We start from the raw sequence: 19,739 nt of genomic DNA on the forward strand, positions 1-19,739 counted from the left end.
GCATCGTGGTCGGCACCCGATTAATCGGTGGAATTACCGCCGATGGGGTATCGCGGATACGATAAGTGAATTCGCCTTACCCGAAACCGGTGGCCGTCCGCCGGTACCGGGCCGCCCGGATCGCGCGGACCGTGTCGGCAGCGTGACATCTCCCATGACGCTTGTCATAGCCGCGACCCTGTGCCACCCTCGGTTTATGACGACTGTCATGACCGCCGTGCGACCGGCTACCGCCGGTTCCGTGGCCGATCTCGTCCGGGCCTGCTCGCCGGAATCGCTGAGCCGCCGCTTCACCCTCGGCGGTGCGGTCGAACCGGACGTGGTCCTGTCCCGGTACCAGCGGTTCCTCCTCGCCGGCACTGCCCTCATCGCCGAGGTCTCGGGTGCGCCGGCCGGGTTGCTGAACGCGGTTCCGGAAGACGACCGCCGCGTCGAGCTGGGGCTACTCGTCGCCGACGGATGGCAGCGGAGGGGCATCGGCCGTGGTCTGGTCGGGCTGGCCGCCGAGCAGTGGTGCGGCTGGACGTTGCACGCCACCGTGCAGGAGGGCAACGTCGCCGCGGAAGGATTGCTGCGGGCGTGCGGGTTCCGCTTCGTCCCGGGGTACGGCGGCGAGAACGAGTACGAGCTGACAGTCACGGAGGAGACGCTCGATGACGGAACGGCCGGCGCGCGACCGGATGGTCTTCAGCGCTGCGCAGTTGCTGCGTACGCAAGGTCTGAGCGGCACCGGAATGCGCGAAGTAGTGGCGCATGCCGAGGCGCCGCGGGGGTCGCTGCAGCACTACTTCCCGGGCGGTAAGGAGCAGCTGTTCGGCGAAGCCATCGACTGGGCGGGCCGGTACGCTGCGCGTCGCGTAACACGCGCGATGGACTCGCTCGACGACCCGACGCCGTCCGCGCTCTTCGCCGCTGTCGTCGAACAGTGGCGCGCGGAGTTCATTGAGATCGGGTACGGCGGCGGCTGTCCGCTAGTAGCCACAGTCACCGACACGGCAGCTTCGAGTGAACCGTTGCGCGAGCGTGCGAACGACGCTTTCGTTCAGTGGCGGAAGCCCATCGTGTCGGCGCTGGAGCGGATGGGCGTACCGGCGGCGCGCGCTGCTTCGTTGGCAGTGTTGATGATCAGCGCGCTCGAAGGTGCCGTGGTGTTGGCGCGAGTGGAGCGTTCCGTCTCGGCGCTCGACACCGTTGTCGAGGAACTCGGTCCGGTCCTCGACGCCGCTGTGGACAAGCGCCGCCGTCGCTAACGCCTGTCGAGCTTCGCGCGCAACGTCTGGACAGTGTCCGGGTCGTGCAGCAGTTCGGCGAAGTGCCTGCTCTCCGACTCCATTCGCTCTTCGACGCTCGTGTCGGTGCGGTCGTGCAACAGTGTGCGCGTCGTGGTCAACGCGCGCACTGATCGTTCCGCGAGCGTCGCCACGCGTTCCGAGACCCGCTTACTCAGCGCTGTCGCGTCAGGGAGCACTTCGTTGACCAACCCGAGTTGCGCCGCTTCGACCGCAGGGAGCCGTTCTCCGAACAGCAGTAGTTCCGTCGCGCGCTGTGGACCGACGCGGCGCGGTAGCGCGTAACTGCTGCCGAACTCCGGCACCAAGCCCAACGGGGCGAACGGAAACTGCAGGTAGCTGCGCTCGGTGGCGTAGACGAGGTCGCAGTGCAGCAGAAGGGTCGCGCCGATGCCGACAGCCGGACCGTCGACTGACGCGACCACCACAGCCTGCGTTGCGAGCAACGCCTCTTGAAAGACTCTCGCAGGAGTCTTCGTACTGTCACCGGCTTCGTGCGCGAGGAAGTCGCCAAGGTCGTTGCCGGCGGTGAACGCGCCGCCAGCTCCGCTCAGTACGGCGATAGGTGTGCGGACAGCGTCGAAGGCGTCGGCGAGGGCGACGTACATCGCCTTCGTGAGCGCGTTCCGCTTCTCCGGACGGTTGATGGTGATGGTGGTGACCCGTCCGTCGACAGTCGTTTCGATGCTCATTCACAGCTCCGCAACAGCAGCGAGCAGCAGATCGACCTCCGCTGCAGTCGTGTACGGCGCGATGCCAGCACGTACGGCACCAGCGTCGCCAAGGCCGAGATGCCGTGCGCATTCGATGGCGTAGAACGTCGAAGCAGGCGCGTTGATCCCTTGCGCACCGAGGCGTTCGTACACCGCCTGCGGGGTGAGTCCGTTGACTGAGAACAGCACTGTCGGCGTACGGTGCCGCGTCGGCGAGCCGTAGCGCACGACGCGCGGCAGGGCGGCGAGCCCGTCCTCCAACCGCTGCAGCAGTGCGTCTTCGTGCGCTTCGAGCGCCGTAAGCGACGTACGCAAACGTTCGCGGCGGCTGCCTTCGCTCGGCACGAGTCCGGCGAGGAAGTCGATAGCCGCTGTGGTGCCCGCGAGCAGTTCGTACGGCAACGTACCCAGCTCGAAGCGCTCAGGAACGGCGTTGCTCGACGGCAGCAGCTTGTCCGGCTGCAGTGTCTCCAGAAGGTCCGGCGCGGCCGCGAGGAGACCGAGGTGCGGGCCGAGGAACTTGTACGGCGAGCAGGCGTAGAAGTCCGCGCCCAAAGCCGTGATGTCGACCGGCGAGTGCGGCGTCAGATGCACGCCGTCCACGTAGCTGAGCGCGCCCGCTTCGCGCACCGCGTCGGTAATCGCCGGGATGTCCGGCCGTGTGCCGAGCAGGTTCGACGCCGCAGTGACCGCGACCAGCCGCGTCCGGTCAGTGAGCAGCGAGGTGACCGCTGACGTCGGCAGCTCGCCGGTCGCGGGATCGAAGTCCGCCCACCGGACAGTCGCACCGCGCGCTTCGGCAGCCTGTACCCACGGCCGGACGTTGGCGTCGTGGTCCAGGCGGGTGACTACGACCTCGTCGCCTGGTCCCCAGTTCTTCGCGAGCGTGCGAGAGAAGTCGTACGTCACCTGGGTCATGCTGCGGCCGAATACGACGCCTTCAGGGCGCGCGCCGAGCAAGTCAGCGACGGCTTGGCGGGCTTCGCGCACGACGCCGTCCGCGCGGCGCTCCGCCGCTGTCACGGTGCCGCGGTTCGCGATAGCGGCGCAGAGGGTCGAGGACACTGCTTCGCCGACTACGTCCGGTACCTGGGAGCCGCCAGGTCCGTCGAAGTAGGCGGCGCCGCCCTCGAGCGCGGGGAAATGCTTGCGGATCGCGTTCACGTCGTAGGCCACGGCTGCCAGCTTGCCTGATCCCCGGGCGAGTGTCGTGCTCCGCGCGGGTGCGATCATGCCGCTTGTCCCGTTGCCCTTGGAGAGGGGTCCGCCGGTGCTCGCCGAACAGGTCGAAAAGCTGCTCGCCCAGCCGTTGCCGTGGCCGATCGTGCAGGCAGGCGACCCAGTGCTGCGCGCCGCCGCGCGTCCGTACGAGGGCGAGTTGAGCGATGAGCTGCTGTCCGGGCTGATCGAGGGCATGAAGGAGACCATGCACGCGGCACCCGGAGTCGGCCTCGCCGCGCCGCAGATCGGCCTGTCCGTCCGGATCGCCGTGGTCGAGGACGGTGCCCGCGAACGCCCCGGCGTCGCCGAGTCCACCCTCGCCACCCGCGGAATCGCCCCGCTTCCGTTCCGCGTGCTGGTGAACCCCACGTATACCCGAGTGGGCGACGAAACCGCCGCGTTCTTCGAGGGCTGCCTGAGCGTGCACGGCTGGCAGGCCGTAGTCGCGCGAGCCCTCCGGATCCGGCTTCGCGGCGCCGACGAAACCGGTGCCGCGCTGGACGAGGAATTGTCCGGCTGGCCAGCACGAATCGTCCAGCACGAGACCGATCATCTGCACGGCATCCTGTACCTGGACCAAGCCGAATTGCGCTCGCTGTCCACCCACGAGGCCGTCGCCCGCCGCTGGACCCAGCCGACCCCCGCCGACGCCGCCCGCGAACTGGGTTTCGACCTCCCCTGATCTCCTTGGCTCCGGTTTTTGTCGGTGGCCGCTGATACGTTCCGTCCCAGTCGCCCCGCCCGGGGCCCGCACTGGGGAGAACCTCATGAACTCGTTGCAGGACAAGGCAAAACTCTTCCGCGAACTGCACGCGGCCGACGTCTTGGTGCTGCCGAACGCCTGGGACGCGGGCAGCGCCGTCGCCATCGAACGCGCCGGTGCGCCGGCGATCGCCACCACCAGCGGAGGCGTCTCCTGGGCGCTGGGCAAAGGCGACGGCCAGCACCTCACCCGCGCGGAAATGCTCGCGGTGATCGCCCAGATCGCCGCAGCAGTAGAAATCCCGGTGACGGCCGACGTGGAAGGCGGCTACGGCCTCGCCCCGTCCGCCGTCGCCGAAACCGTGACCGGAGTCGTCGAAGCCGGTGCGGTAGGCGTGAACCTGGAAGACTCCCGCGCCGGTGCCCTCTTCACCCCAGACGAACAGGCAGAACGCTTCACCGCAGCCCGCGCCGCCGCCGCGTCGGCCGGTCTGGGGGACCTGTGGATCAACGCCCGGACCGACGTGTACCTCTTCGGCATCGGAGAACCCGCCGGCCGCTTCGCCGACGTCCTGACCCGAGCCCGCGTCTACGCCGAAGCCGGAGCGGACAGTGTTTTCGTGCCGGGTTTGGTCGACGTCGAGGTGTTGGCGGAACTAGCGAAGTCCTCGCCGATCCCGGTGAGCGCCATGGCCGGACCGGGCGCGCCTCCCGTCTCGGACCTGGGTGCGGCCGGGGTGCGCCGGGTGAGCGTGGGGACGTCGATTGCCCAGGCGGCGTACTCGCTGGCTCATCATGCTGCGGCCGAGGTGCTGAAGCAGGGGACGTACGGGGAGGTGACTGGAGCACTGGACTTTGGGACGGTGAACGGCTGGTTCAACTAGGCCGTTGCTGGGTCTGGGGTGAGGCTGCTGTCGGGTACGGATGGGGCGGCGGTACGGGATGAGCCGAGGGGCATTGGGCGAGTGAGGGCGGTTCGGGCGGCCGGGCCGGTCAAGCTGGCCTGTCCTCTTGCTCTGTGACCAACCGCCCGCACACCCGAACCGCCCACTCCAGTCACTGGGCAGCCGACCTGCCCAAACTGGCCCGCCAATGCCAGCCGCCCAGTCCGGGATCGGTTCGCCCCGTGACCAGCCGCCCAGCCCACACCAGCCGTCGTTCAGCCGACCCGCCCGACCCGGCTCACCCCGCAACCACCCGCCCACCACGTTCCAATTCCAGCAGCCGCCGTTTGCAGTCGATCCCCGCCGCGTAGCCGGTCAGCGAGCCGTCGCTGCCCAGCACTCGGTGGCAGGGCACCACGATGCCGATCGGGTTCCGGCCGTTCGCCAAGCCGACCGCGCGGGACGCTGTCGGGCGGCCGATGGATTCCGCCAGCTCTCGATAGGTCGTCGTCTCGCCGTACGGGATCTGCAGGAGCGCCCGCCACACCGTTTCTTGGAAAGGAGTGCCACTGAAAGCTAACGGAAGGTCGAACTCGACCCGCTCACCGGCGAAGTACTCGTTCAGCTGACGCGTCGCCGCGCCGAACGGGCGGTCGTCTCGGTCGCCGAAGGCGGCGCGGGGCGGGCGGTATTGCTCGTCGCCGATGTACAGGCCGGCCAGGCCGCCGTCGCGGGCCATGAGGGTCAGTGGGCCCTCTGGGCTGTCGATGACGGTGTGCACCACGGTCATGCCGATTCCTCCACCGCGGGAATCCGGTTGATCGGGTGGTCGCCGGTTGCCCAGAGGTGCTGGACCGCGTACGCGCGCCACGGCTGCCACCGGCTGGCGTGTGCGATCAGGGCTGCTGGACTCGTTGGCAGGCCTAGGGTTTCGGCGGCGATCTTCACGCCGAGGTCGGTCGCGACGAAAGCGTCTGGGTCGCCGAGGGCGCGCATGGCGATGCTCTCGACCGTCCACGGGCCGAAGCCGGGCAGCGCGGCCAGTTGTGCGCGGGCGTGGACCCAATCGCCGCCGGCGGTGAGGTCGACGTCGCCGGAGGTCAGCGCCGACACCAGGCCCAGGAGGGTGGCGCGGCGGGTCTTCGGCATGGCCAGGGTTTCGGGGTCCAGGTCCGCCAACGCCTCGGACGACGGGAAGAGGTGCGTCAAGCCGCCTTCCCGGTCCTCGATCGGGGTGCCGTGCGCCAGAACCAGTCGCGCGGCGTGGGTGCGGGCGGCTGCGGTCGAGACCTGCTGGCCGAGGACGGCGCGGACGGCGAACTCGGCTGAGTCGGTCGTGCGCGGGACGCGCCTGCCCGGGGCGGCAGCGACCAGGGGAGCGAGGGTCGGGTCCGCGGCGAGCTGCTCGTCGACCGCTACCGGGTCGGCGTCCAGGTCCAGCAGCCAGCGGCAACGGCTGATCGCGGCGGCGAGGTCGCGTAGGTCGGTGAGGCTCAGGCGGCACGCGACGTGGTCTGGCTCCGGGCGGAGCGACACCACGCCGTGGCCGTGCGGCAGTCGCAGGGTGCGGCGGTAGGCGCCGTCGCGCCATTCCTCGACGCCTGGGACCGCGGTGGCGATCAGGTGGCCGAACAGGTTGTCCGGACACAGCGGTCGGCGGAACGGCAGCCGCAGCGAAAGGACGCCCGGCGACTTGCTCCGCTTCCCGCCGCGTACGCGGGAGCGCAGCTCGCTCGGGGTCAGCGCGAAGACTGCCCGCACGGTCTCGTTGAACGTCCGGATGCTGGAGAAGCCTGCGGCGTGCGCGATGTCGCTCATCGGCATCCTGGTGGTTTCGATCAGCAGCCGGGCGGTCTCGGCGCGCTGAGCCCGGGCGAGTGCGAGCGGGCCCGCGCCCAGTTCGGCCTGCACCTGGCGTTCCACCTGCCGCACGCTGTAGCCCAGCCGAGCGGCGAGCCCCTGCACGCCTTCGCGGTCGACGACCCCGTCGCCGATCAGGCGCATGGCGCGCGCGACGACGTCGGCTCGTTCGTTCCATAGCGGCGAACCGGGTGACGCGTCGGGGCGGCAGCGTTTGCAGGCGCGGAATCCGGCGGCTTGCGCGGCGGCGGCGCTTGGGTAGAAGCGCATGTTCTCGACTTTGGGCGGCACCACGGGGCAACTCGGCCGGCAGTAGATCCCCGTGGTCAGCACCGCGGTGAAAAACCACCCGTCGAACCGGTCGTCCTTGGACTGCACCGCGCGGACGCAGCGTTCGGTGTCCTCATACACGCCGACCAGTCTGCCCCGGCGCACCGGCTAAACCTCGCGAAAAAACGACATCACCCTGGCGGGGCAACCGGCTCGCGAACCGCGGCCCTGGTGTCGACGACGGACAACCGGCACACCAGCCCGGTCAGGCCGCGATGTCCCCGGGTGAAGATCATGAACACCAGATGCGCCAGCAGCCACAGCGACGTCCACCCGGAATCCAGCCCGACCAGGATGAAGTAGCCGCCCGAACCGATGAGGAACCGGACGAGCGACTGCAGCACCGACGGCGGACGCCCGTCCGCGCGCACGACCGTCAGCATGACCGCGCGCTGGCCAGGCGTCGCGCCGTTGCCCGCCAGCGGCACGAGCAGCAGCAGGACCGCGGTCGGCACCCAGCGGCCGAGGACCTCGTCGATCAGCGTGTTGTTCTGCAGCGTGCCCTTCGTGACGTACTGGACCGCGAGCGCGATCATGCTCAGCACGACGCCCAGCAGCGTGACCGCGATCAGATCGAGCACCATGCCGAGCAGCCGCCGCCGGGCGAGGACTGGACGCGGTTCGTCGGCCGGACGCAGCCGGCCCGAGCGGCGCAGCACGGGCGCGAGGAGTGCGCCGACCGCCGCGCCGGTGGTGTTGGCCAGCAGGTCGCCGGTGTCGAATAGCCGGTACGGGCATTCCATCAGGAACCACACGCCGGTCAGCTGGGTCGTCTCGATGGCGAGCGACACGAAGAACCCGCTGACGATGGCGAATCCAATGCTCCGCTCGAACAATCGCCGCACGAACAGGCCCCACGGCACGAAGAACGCGACGTTGAACAACACCTGGCGCAGCGCGGGGTTGTCCAGCAGTCCGGTGTTGAACTGCTTCATGTCGTCCAAGAACTGGAGCGGGTTCCAGACCGGATGCCGCAGCGATTCGTGCGCCGCGCAGTACGCGCCGTCGATGTCGGGCAGTGGCAGCAACGTGTAGGTGACGAGCGCGAAGCAGTACACGAGGAAGGCTGGCGCGGCGATGGCGCGCAGCAAGCCGAGTTCGCCGCGTTTGCGATAGCTGACCGCCACATACGGCACCACCAAAACGAACGCCAGCCCGAATCCGGCGAACACGGCGATCAGCGTGGGACCGCTCCACTGAGTCATCGTTCCTCCACCCGGTGTGAGCGCACAGGCTAGCGGGCGGCAGTAACCTGGGCACGCGGGAAGGAGGAGCAGTGGACGACGACATCGAGGACAACGCCGACACCGGCGTGCTGGATCCCGAGGACACGCTTGAGGACACCGACCCCTACGACGAGGGCTACTCGCCGCCGGAACGTCCACTCGCGACTCGCGACTGGGGCACCACAGCCGCCGAGGAGGCCGCCGGGGAAAGCTGGTCGGGCCGGCTGGCGCGGGAACTCCCGGATATCCGCGCGACTGACGGCGACGGCCTCGGCGACACGGACGACACCGACGGCGAACTGGTCGACGACGAGGTCGGCGACCGCCGCGCGGGCCGCCTGGTGGCCACCAACGCGGGCTTCGGGCCGGACACCGAAGACGAGTTGTACGCCTCGGACATCGGCATCGACGGCGGCGCGGCATCGGCTGAGGAAGCGGCCGTGCACGTCGTCAATCCGCGGGACTGGTGATGCTCTCGCCGGGCTAGTCCGCTGGCTCCCCGATCCAGACTGACGACGGCAGCACATACGGCCGCAGCAGTTTGACGAGTTCCGCGTCCCCGCCGCCGTGCAGGGTTTCCTCGGTCAGCCGCCGGGCGACGCCGGCCAGGAAATCGGCTGCCTGGACCCGCGGTTCGGACTTCGAGTCGACGAATCGCCACTGAGGTGCCGGGTCGAGCAGTTGCGCGAGCCGGGCCGGGGTGAGGGACGGCTGCTCGTCGTGGATGACGTTTTCCGGACGCCAGAACGCGATCGTGTCGGCGAGGGCGGGCATCAGCGGGTCGAGCGGCGGGACGAGAGCGGGGTCGGCGAGGAGTTCGTCGCGCAGCGCGGTGAGGTGCGGTCGGGCCGCGACCAGATCGCCGAGGACGTCTGTCTGGGCGAAGAACTCGTCGGGAGTCGTCGCGGGAAGGCGGCGGTTCGAGGTGCGCAGCAGTCCGGTGAACGAGCGCAGGAACTCGTTCCAGCGGCGGGTGCCGTGGACGCGCGGGCCGTCGCGGTGCAGGGCGCGAGCGCGGGCGTCCGGACGGCGGCGCAGGCATTCCGGATAGGGGGTCTGGTCGACCAGCAGATCGACGATTTTGCCCGCGAGGAAGAGGGCTTTGTCGACGAGCAGCACGCTGGCGGCGTCCGCGAGCGGTTCGGTGAGCAGCCACTCCAGCGCGGCGCGGTTCTTGGCGCGCAGGAGATGGTTGGCCTTGTACTCGAGCGCGGGGGAACCGATGAGTTCCCGAAGCCGCGCAACGCATTCGGCGGCGGCCGCGGGTTCCAGCCGGACGGCGGCATGCGCGAACACCGCGGTGTTCGCGCCGATCAGGTTCACGCCCTCCGCCCCGGATTCGTCGCACGCGATCGCCGGCGGCCGCACACTGCCCGATCCTGCCAGACCCGAGAGGCGGTGGCGACCCCGTTTCTCCAGGGGACCCCTGAGGTGGATTCCCGGATGTGCCCGGGGCCCCCGAAGTTTCACCATGAAGGGGACGGAGGGAGCCGGTCATGGTGCTCGTCGAGGAGGACGTACACGCACTGGACGACGTGCGGCGCGGGATGGTGGTGGTCCACAACGGATTCGTCGGGGCCGCGGAGTGCTACCTGTGGTCGGTCGGCGGACGGGTCCCGCTGTGGGAAACGGTGGCGATGGACCGCCTGCGCCGCCGGGGCCTGGTGCGGATCGCCCGCCGCCGGGGCGCACCGGCGAGCCCGGTGGTGCTGACCGACCTGGGGGTCGCCGCCGCTTGAGTCCTTTATGGACTCGGTGGGGCGCTGCGGGAATTGGGTGCCCTGGCTCTGGGGGCCGCGGTTGTGAACGCTGTGGGGGTCTCGCGATGGGTGGCGAGGCCGGGGTCAGGTGCGGTGCCGGTGGGCCGGGATTCAGGCTGGCCGCCGGTTGCGGACGTGGCAAGGGCGGAGGCAGGCGTGCCCTGGCTCTGGGGCCGGGTTTCGCGTCGAGGTGCGGTGCTGACTTGCCGGTGTCGGCACTCGGTCAACGTGGTTGCGGACGGTTTGTGTGGTGGCCGGGTTTCCCGCCGTTTCGGCTGGCGGCGGCGCTTCCTCCGCGGACGTTCCGGGCGCGGTTCCGGAGCAATGGCTGTCTCGGCCTCAGCGGAATCCGTGCGGGCACGGCCGTCCGTTGCGGTCCCAGAGCCCGGCTGGCGAGGGAGCCGGTCGGCGGCTCAGCGGAGGTAAGCAGCAAGAACCGGCAAGTCCCTGGGTGCCCCGGAGCCGCCGGGAGGGCGGTGTGCGCAGCGCTCCCGGCGGCTCCAGGGCGGTCGGGCGGCCGGGGCGGTGATCCCAGTGCACGGCACCGGCGTGCGCCGACCTGGTGAGCAAGCCTTCCGGCTGGATCAATTTCGAACTTAGCCCAGCTCCCGGGCCCGCAGGGGGTCCGTTCCCCGATCGTGTCGGCCGAACCACGCTGGTGGGCGGGTATCGATCGGGGCACGCGGCCCGTACCCCGCGCAGGAGGGGCGGGCGGCCCGCGCCCCGCACGGGAGGGGCACGCGGCCGTACCCCGCGCGGGACAATCGGGTCCGGTCGGGAGGATGATCGGGGCATGGCCGGGTTCAGGGCCCGTCACCGGCGGGCGGTTGCGGACGAGGCGCTCGTTCGCGCGCTTTTCGAGGAGCACGGGCGGGCGATGCTCGCCTACGCCACCCGGTTGCTCGGCGATCGCGCGGCGGCGGAGGACGTGGTGCAGGAGGCGCTCGTCCGGGCGTGGCGGAGTCCGGACAGCCTGGTCAACGGGCGCGGGTCGGTGCGCGGGTGGTTGCTCACGGTGGTGCGGAATCTCGTGATCGACCGGGTCCGGGCGAAGGAAGCCCGGCCGCATGAGGTGGCGGAGGCGCCGGCGGGCGGGCCGGTCGAGCGGGATCATGCCGATCAGGTCGTCGACTCGATGGTGGTGCTCGCCGCGCTGGACGGGCTTTCCCCGGAGCATCGCGAGGTGCTTGAACAGATGTATCTGCAGGGACGCAGCGTCGCCGAGGCGGCTGAGCGGCTCGGGATTCCGCCGGGCACGGTCAAGTCCCGCTCGTATTACGGGTTGCGGGCGTTGCGGGAAGAGTTCCGGCGAGCGGAAGGAGTGGCCGGATGAACACTGCCGACGAACACGTCGACCTGGCGGGGTACCTGTCCGGTCAGCTCTCCTCGGGCGAGCAGAGCGACGTCGAGGCGCATCTGGACGGGTGCGAGCGCTGCCGGGCGGAGGCCGCGTCGCTGCGGGAGGTGCAGAGTTTCCTCGGCGAGCTGCCGCCGGAGGCGTTGCTGGACGGGCCGCCGGTGGGGGCGGACCTGGTGATGCAGCGGACGGTGGACCGGGTGCGCGCGGAGTCGCGGGCCCGGGCTGGGCGGGGGCGGTCGATGGCGGTCGCCGTCGCGGTCGTGGTGGCCGCGGCCGCGGTGGGCGTCGGGGTGCTGGTGGGGCGGAGCTGGTCCGGGCCTGCGGTGGCGGTACCGACCGCGCCGCCGTCGACGAGTGCGGTGCCTGGCACGAAGGTGGTTTCCGGGGCCAGCGGGCAGGCCCGGCTGACCGCGAACATCGTTCCGCAATCGGGGTGGGTGCGCGTCGACGGCTCGGTGACTGGCATTCCGGCCGGGGAGAAATGCCTGCTCGTGGTGCTCGGCAAGGACGGGCAGCGCCAGGTCGCGGGCGGCTGGATGGTGTCCGAGCGGGCGGCGCGCGACGGTGCGTACCTCTACGGCACGGCGGTCGTCGACCCGGCGCAGGTGACGGCGGTGGTCATCGAGAACACCGCCGGGCACCGGTTTGTCGAGGCGGACGTCAGCTGAACCGCCGGTCGAGCCAGGCGCGGGCGGGCTGCCATGGGTCGTCGGCCGGGTCGATCAGGCGGAAGTGGTCGACGCCGGGGAGTTCGACGTACTCCACGTCGTCGCCGGCCGCCTTCGCCGCGGCTACGTAGTCGCGGGCGTGCTCGACCGGGACCCGGACGTCGGCGTCGCCTTGCACGACCAGCTGCGGGCTGCCGATCGGCAGTTGGCGGATCGGGGACGCGGCGGGGTCGTCGCCGGTCAGGAACAGGCCGGCGGCGCCTTCGCCCAGGTTTTCGGCTCGGGCGCGCGGGACGTCGGTGATCGGGGCCAGCGCGATGACGCCGGAGAGTTCCCGTCCGGCCAGCAGCGCCAGGTGCCCGCCCGCGGAGTGTCCGATCGCGACAGCCGGCAGCTCGGCCGGGCGGTCGACGGCGGCGATCGCGGCCAGGACGTCGTCCAGGGTTTGCGGCCAGCCGCCGGTGTCGCCGTCGACGCGCCGGTACTCCAGGTTCGCCACGTACCAGCCCGCGGCGACGAGGTCGGCCGCCATCGGGTCGAGCTGGTGCAGGTCGTGCCGGGCGCGCCACCAGCCGCCGTGCAGCAGGATCGCGGTGCCCCGCCCGCCCGGGGCGCCGTGGAGTTCGACGAACTGGCTGGGCTCGCTGCCGTAGCGGAGGGTTTCCATGCTGGCCATTAGATCACCATCGAGCCAGCCGTTCGTGCACTCTCGCGAGCCCTTCGTGGGCGGCGCGATACGCCTCGTACAGGCCGGTCAAGTCGGTCTCGGGAGTGAAGGTCCGTTCCACGGCGACTGTCGAGGCTGCTGCGGTTTCGACGGCTGGGTACCGTCCTGCGCCGACTGCGCCGAGGAGGGCGGCTCCGAGTGCGGCGCTGTCGAGTACGCGGAGGCGTTCGACGGGCCGGGACAGAACGTCGGCGTGCAGTTGCGTCCAGAGGTCGCTGCGCGCTCCGCCGCCGGAGAACGTCACTGACGGAAGGCGTGCGCCACAGGCTTCTTCGACGGTTTCGAGCACGTGCCGGGCGGAAAACGCGACGCCGGTCAGCACGGCGCGTGACAGGTCGGCGGTGCTTGTGGACGAGGTCAGGCCGAGGAAGCTGCCGCGTAGGTCCGGATCCCACAGCGGCGCGCGTTCGCCTTGCAGGTGCGGCAGGAACACCACGCCGGGCTTGCCTTCCGCGGCGGACGCGAACACTTCTGGCACGGACAGTCCGGACGCTCGGCTCCACCAGCGCACCGCGTCGCCGGCGGCTTGCGTTGGCCCGGCGTGCACGACGACGTCGCCGCGCGGCGGGAAAGTGACCAGGCCTCGTACCGATTCGCTGCGGTGTGAGGCGGCCGCGACTACCAAGGACGTCCCGCAGGTGACCATCGCGCGGCCGGGTTCCGTTGTGCGGGTGCCGAAAACGGCTCCGAACGCGTCCATGGTGCCGACGACGACCGGAGCGTCGCCCAAGATTGCAGCGTGGCCGAGGAGGTCCTCCGGAGCGAGCAGGTCCGGCAGGCGGTCGCCGAGCCCGTCCACGAGCGCGACCGCTTCGGGCAGGTAGCCGGAAGCGCCCGCGATGCGTACGCCGGACAGCAGGTCGGTCGCGACCCGTCCGGTGAGCCGCGCGCCGATGAAGTCCTTGGGGCTCAGCATCCATCGTGCGCGGGACCACAATTCCGGTTGCTCGCGCGCGAACCACGCGGCGCGTGCGCCGGCGAACGACGCATCGAGCACGATCGGCCCGCCCCAGATGCGTTTTTTGTCGTCGGGGGAGAAGCGCGCGTCGAGTTCCGCGGCGATCTCCGCGCAGCGCTGGTCCTGCCAGATCACCGCCGGGGTGAGCGGCCGCAGTTCGCGGTCGACGAGGAGATGGGTGTTGACCTGGCTGACGATCCCGGCCGCGCGCACCGCGCCGGCGGGAAGTCCGGAAAGGACGGTGCGGAGCGCGAGGTCCGTTGCGCGCCACCACTCCTCGGGGTCCTGTTCGGCCCAGCCGGGCCGCGGCCGGCGGATCGGGTACGGCGCGGAGTGCGCCGCGAGTTCCCGGCCGTCCGGCGCGAACGCCGCGACTTTCACCGCGGTCGTGCCGACGTCGATGCCGAGCAGAGCTTCTTCGTCCATGCCACAGGGGTACCAGGAATTCGCTACCGTCGGAGCATGACCTCTGCCGCGGAGAATTACCTGCGCGAGTACCACGATCGCAAACCGGACGCGATGTCCGTGCTGATCGAGTCCGGCCGGGTGACCGGGGACGGCCGGACGAGCTACGAGGTGCTCGCCGATCGGGTCGCGCCCGCGCGCCGGGTGCTTGATCTCGGTTGCGGAGACGGTGCGCTGCTGGCCGTGTGCGCGCGGCGCGGCGCGGAAAAGCTCGCTGGTGTCGATCTGTCGTCGGGGCAGCTCGCCCTTGCCCGGCAGCGTCCGGAGCTGGCCGGGGCGGAGCTTCATCATGGACGAGCGCAGGAACTGCCGTTCGCGGACGACAGCTACGACGCGGTCGTGTCGCATATGGCGTTCATGCTCATGGAAGACGCGGAGGCAGTCGCCGCCGAGGTGGCGCGGGTGCTGGCTCCGCACGGGGCGTTCGCGGTGGTCGTCGGCGGTCCCGAATCGACCGGCGCGACTCCGGTGTTCCTGGAGCTGGCCCGGCCGTTGTTCCGGGAGGTGCCGGAGGAGCGGCGGGCCACTTACACCGCCGAACGGCGCACGTCGAACCGCGAGGGGATCGACGAGGTGCTCGCTCCGGCCGGGTTCGCGCCGGTTTCCTGGGAGCCGTACGAGATCGACCTGACTGCCGCGCCGGACGAGGTGTGGACGTTGTGCTGTGAATCGTATTACTCGACCGACACCCTGGACGACGTTCAGCTGGCCCGGCTGCGCTCGGCATTCCTCGCCGAAACCGAGCAGTTGCGCACCGCGGACGGCCGGCTTCCGGCGGGGCTGTGCGTCAACCTGGCCAAAACTGAGCTGCTGAAGTGACTGTTCGCGCTACCGTCACGGGCATGATGACGCCCGCCGAAGAGTTCCTGCGCGATTTTCACGACCGGAACCCGGCTGCAGCGTCCGAACTGGCCGAGCGGGGCCGGGTCGACGGGCGCTCGGTGTACGAGGCGTTCGCCGGTCACGTTGGCCAGCCGCGCAGCGTGCTCGACCTCGGCTGCGGGGACGGCGCGCTGCTGGCCGTGCTCGCCGGTCGCGGTACCGGAAAGCTCGCCGGCATCGACCTTTCCGCCAAGCAACTGGAAGTCGCGCGCGGCCGGGCCGGGCTCACCGACGCGGACTTGCGGCCAGGCCGTGCGCAAGAGCTGCCGTTCGCGGACGACAGCTACGACGCGGTCGTGTCGCTCATGGCGTTGATGCTCATGTCCGACGTCGAAAAGGTGATCGCCGAGACCGCCCGCGTGCTGCGGCCCGGCGGCACCTTCGTGATCGGCGTGGGCGGCGGCGGGACCGACGCCCTGGAGGTGTTCCTGAAGGTCGCCCGGCCGCTTTTCGCGGTGGTGGCCGAGGACCGGCAGGTGCCGACGTCTGGCGATCCGCGCAGCCGCACCCGCGAAGGCCTCGACGCGCTGCTCGGCCCGGCCGGATTCGCACCGGTCGAATGGCACGAGCTGCTGGTGGACCTGTCCGGCCCGCCGGATTCGGTGTGGCAGACCTGTCACGACACCTACTACCAGATCGACGCGCTCGACGAGACGCAGCTGATGGGGCTGCGGACTGCGTTCCGGGTGGCTTCCCGGCCGCTGGTGGCCCCGGACGGCACGCTGCCGGCCGGGGCACGCATCAACGTGGCGACGACACGGCTGACCTGACTGGCGCGCCGAACCACTGCGTGAGCGCGGCGCGGAGCGTCTCGACGTCCGGTTGGGCGTCGGTGGAGGACCAGGCGACGTAGCCGTCCGGGCGGATGAGCAGGGCAGTTGGTGCGTCGCCAGTCGGCGTGGCGGACACCGTGGTCACACGGTCGTGCCATGGCGCGGCCGCGTCGGCGAGCACGGCGTCCGGGGTCAGGTCCAGCAGCACCGGGCGTGCGGCCCGGTACGCGGCGGTGAGCGGGCCCGGGTCGGCGAGCGGCAGGTCGGGGGCCCAGCGGCCGGTGCTCGGGTCGGTGCCGTAGTGGAGGTCCGCGCCGGACATCAGGTCGGCGATGTGCTGGCGCGCATCCGGATAGGACAGCAGTTCGGTGAAGAATTCGCGCAGCGCGGTGACTTCCGGGCCGGGCGCGACGAGTGCGCTCTGCGCCTGGGTGTGCATGACGACGCGCTCGCTCACCGGGCGGCGTTCGGCTTCGTAGGTGTCGAGCAACCCTGGCGGAGCCCAGCTCCGCACCTCCGCGGCGAGCTTCCACGCGAGGTTCGCCGCGTCCTGCAGGCCCAGGTTCAGCCCCGGGCCGCCGATCGCGGAATGCACGTGGGCGGCGTCGCCGACCAGCAGCACCCGGCCCCGCCGGTACGTCTCGGCGATCCTGGTGTTGCCGCCGGTCAGCCTGCGCAGCAGGAACGGACCGGGACCGGACGGCGGTTCGAGCGGCAGGTCGACGCCCAGCACCCGCTGTACGCTCGCGCGCAATTCGGCGATGGTCAGCGGCTCGTCTTCGGCGAAATCGGCGGCTCCGCCGGGTTCGCTGGCCGACAGCGCCGGATTCTCCGGGTCGAACGGCGCGAACACGAACACCCCGGTTTCCGTGCGGTGGTGCTGGAACGGCGGGAGGACCCCGGTCTCCAGCTTCAGGCCACCGGTCTCGGGATCGACGAAGGACTCCGGGAGCCGGACGTTCGCGCTGCGGGACACCGACTCGTCCCAGGTGACGCCGGGGAAGTCGATCCCGGCGAGCTTGCGCACGGTGCTGCGTCCGCCGTCCGCGCCGACCAGGTATTCGGCGGCGACTTCGTAGGGCCCGTCCGGCCCTTGCACCAGTACGGTCACCGAGTTCTCGTCCTGGGTGAATCCGGTGATCTCGTGGCCCCGGCGGAGTTCGGCGCCGAGCGCGCGGACGTGCTCGATGAGGGTCTGCTCGAGTTCGTGCTGCGGTTTCGGCAGGAGGTACATCGGGTTTCTGGGCAGATCGGCGAATTCGATCGGGAACGCGCCGAAGACGAACCGGGGAGCCGGAACGGGTTCGGGCGCGTCCGCGAGCTTCTCGAACAGGCCGCGGCGGTGCAGCAGCGGCACGACCTGGCCGACGAGACCGTTGGCGCGGCGTACTCCGTCGGGTTCGGCGAGCCGTTCCAGGACGATCGGGCGGACTCCGGCGAGGCAGAGTTCGGCGGCGAGCATCAGGCCGTTCGGCCCGGCGCCCGCGATGACGATTTCGGACACGGGGATCTCCTTGCGGGATCAGGGAAGCACGTCGGCGAGCGTGTCGAACGCCTCGTGCACGACGTCGGCCAGGTCCTTCGGCGGCGAGGCGTGCAGCCACTCCTGGATGACTGCGCGCAGCACGCCGCCGGCGGTGGTGGCGATGAGCTGGACGCGGAGGTCGCTGGCCTCCGCGCCGAGACGTTCCGCGATCGCCTCCGCCAGTGCTTCTTCGGCGGCGGCGTTGGCCTTGAGGAATTCGCCCGCCAGCGCGGGTTCCGCGATCATGACCCGGACCCCGGCCGTCCATTGTGGATCCGGGGCGCCCTCGGGAGCGTCGCCGCGGTCGACGTCGAGCTGCCGGAGCGAGGCCTCCCGGAGCGCGGTCCACAGCGGTTCCTCCGCCGGGCGCGCGCGGAGGTGATCAGCGATCCCGCGAGCCCGGTCCTGGTGCCGCGCGACGATCGCCTCGGCTTTGCTGGAGAAGTAGTTGTTGACGGTGCGCGGCGAAACTCCCGCCTCGCGGGCGATTTCCTCGATGGTCACGTTCGACAGACCGCGTTCGACCGTGAGCCGGACCGCTGCCCAGGAGATGTCGACCCGGGTCTCGTGGCGGCGGCGGTCTCGGAGGTTGGGTCGTTCGGTCATGGGACCAGCATAGGGCGCCGCTTGCGTGCCGCGCAATGTTTGCGCAGTGCGCAAGTTTACGGAGCGAGAAGAAGCCCGGGGCACGGATGCCCCGGGCTTCGCGGCGACGCGCGGCTCAGTCCTTGGTGCTCTTGAACGCGTCCTTGACCTTTTCGGCGGCCTGCTTGAGGTGGCTCGTGCCCTGCTCGGCCTTGCCTTCGGCCTGCCACTGCTCGTTGTCCGTGGCGTTGCCCACGGCTTCCTTCGCGCGGCCCTTGAGCTCGTCAGCCTTGTTCTCGACCTTGTCGTTCACGATGCGTCCTCCCTTCTCCCTCTTCGGCTACCCGCTCCACGAGGCGGCAAACTCGCGGAAATCGGTGCCCGGGCTAGGGCAGTACCCGGCACAACGCGGCCAGTGCGCCCGACCACGCGCTGGCCGACGGAGTGCTGTAGCCGATCACCAGCGCGTCGCGGTCCGCGGGCGCGTCGGGATGCCGGAACGCGCTGAGCCCGTGCATCGACAGGCCCTGCCACGCGGACCCTTGCACCACAGCGCTTTCCTCGCCGCGTGGAACGTCCACCAGTACCTGCAGTCCGGCGGACAGCCCGGTCACCCGCGTGTTCGGCGCGTGTTCGGCCAGTGCCGCGACGAGCTGGTCGCGCCGGCGGCGGTAGTGCAGCCGCATCGCGCGGATGTGGCGGTCGTAGCTGCCGGAAGTGATGAACTCGGCCATGGTGAGCTGGTCGAGCACGCCGGAGTACGGGTCGCGGTCGCCCTTCGCTTCGGCGGCCGCCCTGGCGATCCTCGGCGGCAGCACCATCCAGCCGACGCGCAGGCCTGGGGCGAGCGCTTTGCTTGTGGTGCCAAGGTAAATCACGTGGTCCGGGTCCAACCCCTGTATCGCGCCGACCGGGCTGCGGTCGTAGCGGAACTCGCCGTCGTAGTCGTCTTCCAGCACCAGGCCGCCGGTCCGGCGCGCCCAGTCCACTACGGCGGCCCGGCGGTCCGGATGCAGCGCGACGCCGGTGGGGAACTGGTGCGACGGCGTCAGTAGCACTGCGCCGACGTCGGGCAGGTCGTTGAGCTGCTCGACCATCGCGCCGTCGGCGTCCACCGGCAGCTGCGGGGTGCCGAAGCCGACTTTGGCGAGATGTGCGCGATGGACCTGCAGACCGTACGACTCGACTGCGACCGCCGCAGTGTTCCGTTGCTTCAGTACTTCGCCGAGCACGACGAGACTGTGTGACGTGCCAGCGCAGATCATGATCTGGTCCGGGTGTGCGCGTACGCCGCGGGTGCGGGCGAGGTACGCGGCTACGGCTTCGCGCAGCTCGGGGCGGCCTAACGGACCGCCGTAGCCGAACGCGTCGTGGGGCGCGCCGGTCAGTGCCCGGCGCGCGGCTTTCAGCCAGTCCGCGCGGGGGAACGCGGACAGATCCGGCTGGCCGGGGCGCAGGTCGTGCACGATCCGGTGGCGCGGCGCGGGCTTCGGCACGGTCGGTGCGGGCGCGGTTTCGGCGCGCGGGGCGACCCGGGTCGCGGCACCCTGCCTCGCGGTGAGCCAGCCTTCGGTCACGAGTTCCGCGTACGCCTGCGCCACGGTGTTCCGGGCGATTCCGAGATCCGCGCCGAGGGTGCGGCTGGACGGCAGTTTCGCCCCTGGGGTCAGGCGGCCGGTGCGGATCGCGTCCCGCAGCGCCTCCATCAGGCCGTCGCGCAGCCGAGGCCCGCGCAGGTCGAGGTGGAGGTCTTCACTCAGCGAACTGGCCCACTCCGCGCGCACGGAAATGGACCATAACAGAGTGCCAAT

The 19,739-nt window shown here is 70.7% G+C and carries 22 protein-coding genes; 10 read left to right on the top strand and 12 right to left on the bottom strand.

Annotated features, from left to right (window positions below; all coding sequences use genetic code 11):
• Positions 1 to 196: 196 nt before the first annotated feature.
• Both ACFSVL_RS44020 and ACFSVL_RS44025 read left to right on the top strand, forming a co-directional pair.
• A complete protein-coding gene (locus ACFSVL_RS44020; protein WP_378313720.1) occupies positions 197 to 802 on the top strand; it encodes a GNAT family N-acetyltransferase in 606 nt (201 codons plus the stop codon).
• Positions 735 to 1,250, top strand: a complete 516-nt coding sequence (locus tag ACFSVL_RS44025; protein WP_378313722.1) for a TetR/AcrR family transcriptional regulator — start codon at positions 735 to 737, stop codon at positions 1,248 to 1,250. Before ACFSVL_RS44020 ends, ACFSVL_RS44025 begins: the two co-directional genes overlap by 68 nt.
• Here the strand turns inward: ACFSVL_RS44025 and ACFSVL_RS44030 are convergent.
• Together ACFSVL_RS44030 and ACFSVL_RS44035 are read right to left on the bottom strand one after the other, a co-directional pair.
• Positions 1,247 to 1,981 (bottom strand): enoyl-CoA hydratase-related protein, encoded by a 735-nt coding sequence (locus tag ACFSVL_RS44030; RefSeq protein ID WP_378313724.1) that lies wholly within the window; start codon positions 1,979 to 1,981, stop codon positions 1,247 to 1,249. The genes ACFSVL_RS44025 and ACFSVL_RS44030 overlap by 4 nt on opposite strands.
• Positions 1,982 to 3,178 (bottom strand): cysteine desulfurase-like protein, encoded by a 1,197-nt coding sequence (locus ACFSVL_RS44035; RefSeq protein ID WP_378313726.1) that lies wholly within the window; start codon positions 3,176 to 3,178, stop codon positions 1,982 to 1,984.
• 94 nt (positions 3,179 to 3,272) lie between these two features.
• On the opposite strand from ACFSVL_RS44035, the gene ACFSVL_RS44040 reads away from it, so the two are divergent.
• Together ACFSVL_RS44040 and ACFSVL_RS44045 are read left to right on the top strand one after the other, a co-directional pair.
• The gene (locus ACFSVL_RS44040) at positions 3,273 to 3,905 is read left to right on the top strand and encodes a peptide deformylase (RefSeq protein ID WP_378313728.1); all 633 of its coding nucleotides are present in this window, start codon (positions 3,273 to 3,275) and stop codon (positions 3,903 to 3,905) included.
• Positions 3,906 to 3,990: 85 nt separating this feature from the next.
• Complete coding sequence (locus ACFSVL_RS44045) at positions 3,991 to 4,809, top strand: isocitrate lyase/PEP mutase family protein (protein WP_378313730.1); 819 nt, start codon at positions 3,991 to 3,993, stop codon at positions 4,807 to 4,809.
• Between the two features lie 298 nt (positions 4,810 to 5,107).
• Here ACFSVL_RS44045 and ACFSVL_RS44050 read toward each other — a convergent pair whose 3' ends face one another.
• Genes ACFSVL_RS44050 through ACFSVL_RS44060 form a run of 3 tightly spaced genes read right to left on the bottom strand, consistent with a single transcriptional unit; the run spans position 5,108 to position 8,204 of the window.
• Positions 5,108 to 5,599: a methylated-DNA--[protein]-cysteine S-methyltransferase gene (locus ACFSVL_RS44050; RefSeq protein WP_378313731.1), complete on the bottom strand. Its 492-nt coding sequence runs from the start codon at positions 5,597 to 5,599 to the stop codon at positions 5,108 to 5,110.
• Positions 5,596 to 7,080 (bottom strand): AlkA N-terminal domain-containing protein, encoded by a 1,485-nt coding sequence (locus ACFSVL_RS44055; protein ID WP_378313942.1) that lies wholly within the window; start codon positions 7,078 to 7,080, stop codon positions 5,596 to 5,598. Before ACFSVL_RS44055 ends, ACFSVL_RS44050 begins: the two co-directional genes overlap by 4 nt.
• A 50-nt stretch (positions 7,081 to 7,130) precedes the next feature.
• Complete coding sequence (locus ACFSVL_RS44060; RefSeq protein ID WP_378313734.1) at positions 7,131 to 8,204, bottom strand: VanZ family protein; 1,074 nt, start codon at positions 8,202 to 8,204, stop codon at positions 7,131 to 7,133.
• 71 nt (positions 8,205 to 8,275) lie between these two features.
• Here ACFSVL_RS44060 and ACFSVL_RS44065 point away from each other — a divergent pair, with 71 nt between their 5' ends.
• The gene (locus tag ACFSVL_RS44065) at positions 8,276 to 8,695 is read left to right on the top strand and encodes a DUF5709 domain-containing protein (protein WP_378313735.1); all 420 of its coding nucleotides are present in this window, start codon (positions 8,276 to 8,278) and stop codon (positions 8,693 to 8,695) included.
• Positions 8,696 to 8,708: 13 nt separating this feature from the next.
• Here ACFSVL_RS44065 and ACFSVL_RS44070 read toward each other — a convergent pair whose 3' ends face one another.
• Positions 8,709 to 9,593 (bottom strand): DUF3800 domain-containing protein, encoded by an 885-nt coding sequence (locus tag ACFSVL_RS44070; RefSeq protein ID WP_378313737.1) that lies wholly within the window; start codon positions 9,591 to 9,593, stop codon positions 8,709 to 8,711.
• Between the two features lie 128 nt (positions 9,594 to 9,721).
• Here ACFSVL_RS44070 and ACFSVL_RS44075 point away from each other — a divergent pair, with 128 nt between their 5' ends.
• From ACFSVL_RS44075 to ACFSVL_RS44085, 3 genes are all read left to right on the top strand, one after another.
• Positions 9,722 to 9,964, top strand: a complete 243-nt coding sequence (locus ACFSVL_RS44075) for a hypothetical protein (RefSeq protein WP_378313738.1) — start codon at positions 9,722 to 9,724, stop codon at positions 9,962 to 9,964.
• Between the two features lie 814 nt (positions 9,965 to 10,778).
• Entirely contained in the window at positions 10,779 to 11,318 is a 540-nt protein-coding gene (locus ACFSVL_RS44080) for a sigma-70 family RNA polymerase sigma factor (RefSeq protein ID WP_378313740.1), read from the top strand.
• Positions 11,315 to 12,013: an anti-sigma factor family protein gene (locus ACFSVL_RS44085; RefSeq protein WP_378313742.1), complete on the top strand. Its 699-nt coding sequence runs from the start codon at positions 11,315 to 11,317 to the stop codon at positions 12,011 to 12,013. Before ACFSVL_RS44080 ends, ACFSVL_RS44085 begins: the two co-directional genes overlap by 4 nt.
• On the opposite strand, the gene ACFSVL_RS44090 is transcribed toward ACFSVL_RS44085, so the two are convergent.
• Both ACFSVL_RS44090 and ACFSVL_RS44095 read right to left on the bottom strand, forming a co-directional pair.
• Positions 12,006 to 12,689, bottom strand: coding sequence for an alpha/beta hydrolase family protein (locus ACFSVL_RS44090; RefSeq protein ID WP_378313744.1), 684 nt, complete (start codon positions 12,687 to 12,689; stop codon positions 12,006 to 12,008). The genes ACFSVL_RS44085 and ACFSVL_RS44090 overlap by 8 nt on opposite strands.
• Positions 12,690 to 12,693: 4 nt before the next feature.
• Positions 12,694 to 14,124, bottom strand: a complete 1,431-nt coding sequence (locus ACFSVL_RS44095; RefSeq protein WP_378313746.1) for a xylulokinase — start codon at positions 14,122 to 14,124, stop codon at positions 12,694 to 12,696.
• A gap of 36 nt (positions 14,125 to 14,160) precedes the next feature.
• Between ACFSVL_RS44095 and ACFSVL_RS44100 the strand changes: the two genes are divergently transcribed.
• Together ACFSVL_RS44100 and ACFSVL_RS44105 are read left to right on the top strand one after the other, a co-directional pair.
• Positions 14,161 to 14,982: a class I SAM-dependent methyltransferase gene (locus tag ACFSVL_RS44100; protein ID WP_378313747.1), complete on the top strand. Its 822-nt coding sequence runs from the start codon at positions 14,161 to 14,163 to the stop codon at positions 14,980 to 14,982.
• 23 nt (positions 14,983 to 15,005) lie between these two features.
• Complete coding sequence (locus ACFSVL_RS44105; RefSeq protein WP_378313749.1) at positions 15,006 to 15,815, top strand: class I SAM-dependent methyltransferase; 810 nt, start codon at positions 15,006 to 15,008, stop codon at positions 15,813 to 15,815.
• Here the strand turns inward: ACFSVL_RS44105 and ACFSVL_RS44110 are convergent.
• The 4 genes from ACFSVL_RS44110 to pdxR form a co-directional block, all read right to left on the bottom strand.
• Positions 15,787 to 17,322 carry an FAD-dependent monooxygenase gene (locus ACFSVL_RS44110; protein WP_378313751.1) on the bottom strand — a complete coding sequence of 512 codons (1,536 nt, stop codon included), beginning with the start codon at positions 17,320 to 17,322 and terminating at the stop codon, positions 15,787 to 15,789. The two genes, ACFSVL_RS44105 and ACFSVL_RS44110, sit on opposite strands and share 29 nt — an antisense overlap.
• An 18-nt stretch (positions 17,323 to 17,340) precedes the next feature.
• Positions 17,341 to 17,949 carry an acyl-CoA-like ligand-binding transcription factor gene (locus ACFSVL_RS44115; RefSeq protein ID WP_378313753.1) on the bottom strand — a complete coding sequence of 203 codons (609 nt, stop codon included), beginning with the start codon at positions 17,947 to 17,949 and terminating at the stop codon, positions 17,341 to 17,343.
• Positions 17,950 to 18,064: 115 nt separating this feature from the next.
• Entirely contained in the window at positions 18,065 to 18,241 is a 177-nt protein-coding gene (locus ACFSVL_RS44120; protein ID WP_378313755.1) for a CsbD family protein, read from the bottom strand.
• 73 nt (positions 18,242 to 18,314) lie between these two features.
• Positions 18,315 to 19,712 carry a MocR-like pyridoxine biosynthesis transcription factor PdxR gene (gene pdxR, locus ACFSVL_RS44125; protein ID WP_378313757.1) on the bottom strand — a complete coding sequence of 466 codons (1,398 nt, stop codon included), beginning with the start codon at positions 19,710 to 19,712 and terminating at the stop codon, positions 18,315 to 18,317.
• Positions 19,713 to 19,739 lie beyond the last annotated feature (27 nt).

The sequence above is a fragment of the Amycolatopsis silviterrae genome (assembly GCF_042684085.1).
GTDB classification, from domain to species: Bacteria; Actinomycetota; Actinomycetes; order Mycobacteriales; family Pseudonocardiaceae; genus Amycolatopsis; species Amycolatopsis silviterrae.

Excerpts from the sequence above, each read along its gene's own strand:
- ACFSVL_RS44115 (WP_378313753.1), bottom strand. The coding sequence starts at position 17,949 with ATGACCGAACGACCCAACCTCCGAGACCGCCGCCGCCACGAGACCCGG.
- ACFSVL_RS44060 (WP_378313734.1), bottom strand. The coding sequence starts at position 8,204 with ATGACTCAGTGGAGCGGTCCCACGCTGATCGCCGTGTTCGCCGGATTC.
- ACFSVL_RS44030 (WP_378313724.1), bottom strand. The coding sequence starts at position 1,981 with ATGAGCATCGAAACGACTGTCGACGGACGGGTCACCACCATCACCATC.
- ACFSVL_RS44090 (WP_378313744.1), bottom strand. The coding sequence starts at position 12,689 with ATGGCCAGCATGGAAACCCTCCGCTACGGCAGCGAGCCCAGCCAGTTC.
- ACFSVL_RS44105 (WP_378313749.1), top strand. The coding sequence starts at position 15,006 with ATGATGACGCCCGCCGAAGAGTTCCTGCGCGATTTTCACGACCGGAAC.
- ACFSVL_RS44020 (WP_378313720.1), top strand. The coding sequence starts at position 197 with ATGACGACTGTCATGACCGCCGTGCGACCGGCTACCGCCGGTTCCGTG.
- ACFSVL_RS44095 (WP_378313746.1), bottom strand. The coding sequence starts at position 14,124 with ATGGACGAAGAAGCTCTGCTCGGCATCGACGTCGGCACGACCGCGGTG.
- ACFSVL_RS44080 (WP_378313740.1), top strand. The coding sequence starts at position 10,779 with ATGGCCGGGTTCAGGGCCCGTCACCGGCGGGCGGTTGCGGACGAGGCG.
- ACFSVL_RS44085 (WP_378313742.1), top strand. The coding sequence starts at position 11,315 with ATGAACACTGCCGACGAACACGTCGACCTGGCGGGGTACCTGTCCGGT.
- ACFSVL_RS44045 (WP_378313730.1), top strand. The coding sequence starts at position 3,991 with ATGAACTCGTTGCAGGACAAGGCAAAACTCTTCCGCGAACTGCACGCG.
- ACFSVL_RS44075 (WP_378313738.1), top strand. The coding sequence starts at position 9,722 with ATGGTGCTCGTCGAGGAGGACGTACACGCACTGGACGACGTGCGGCGC.
- ACFSVL_RS44100 (WP_378313747.1), top strand. The coding sequence starts at position 14,161 with ATGACCTCTGCCGCGGAGAATTACCTGCGCGAGTACCACGATCGCAAA.
- ACFSVL_RS44050 (WP_378313731.1), bottom strand. The coding sequence starts at position 5,599 with ATGACCGTGGTGCACACCGTCATCGACAGCCCAGAGGGCCCACTGACC.
- ACFSVL_RS44025 (WP_378313722.1), top strand. The coding sequence starts at position 735 with ATGCGCGAAGTAGTGGCGCATGCCGAGGCGCCGCGGGGGTCGCTGCAG.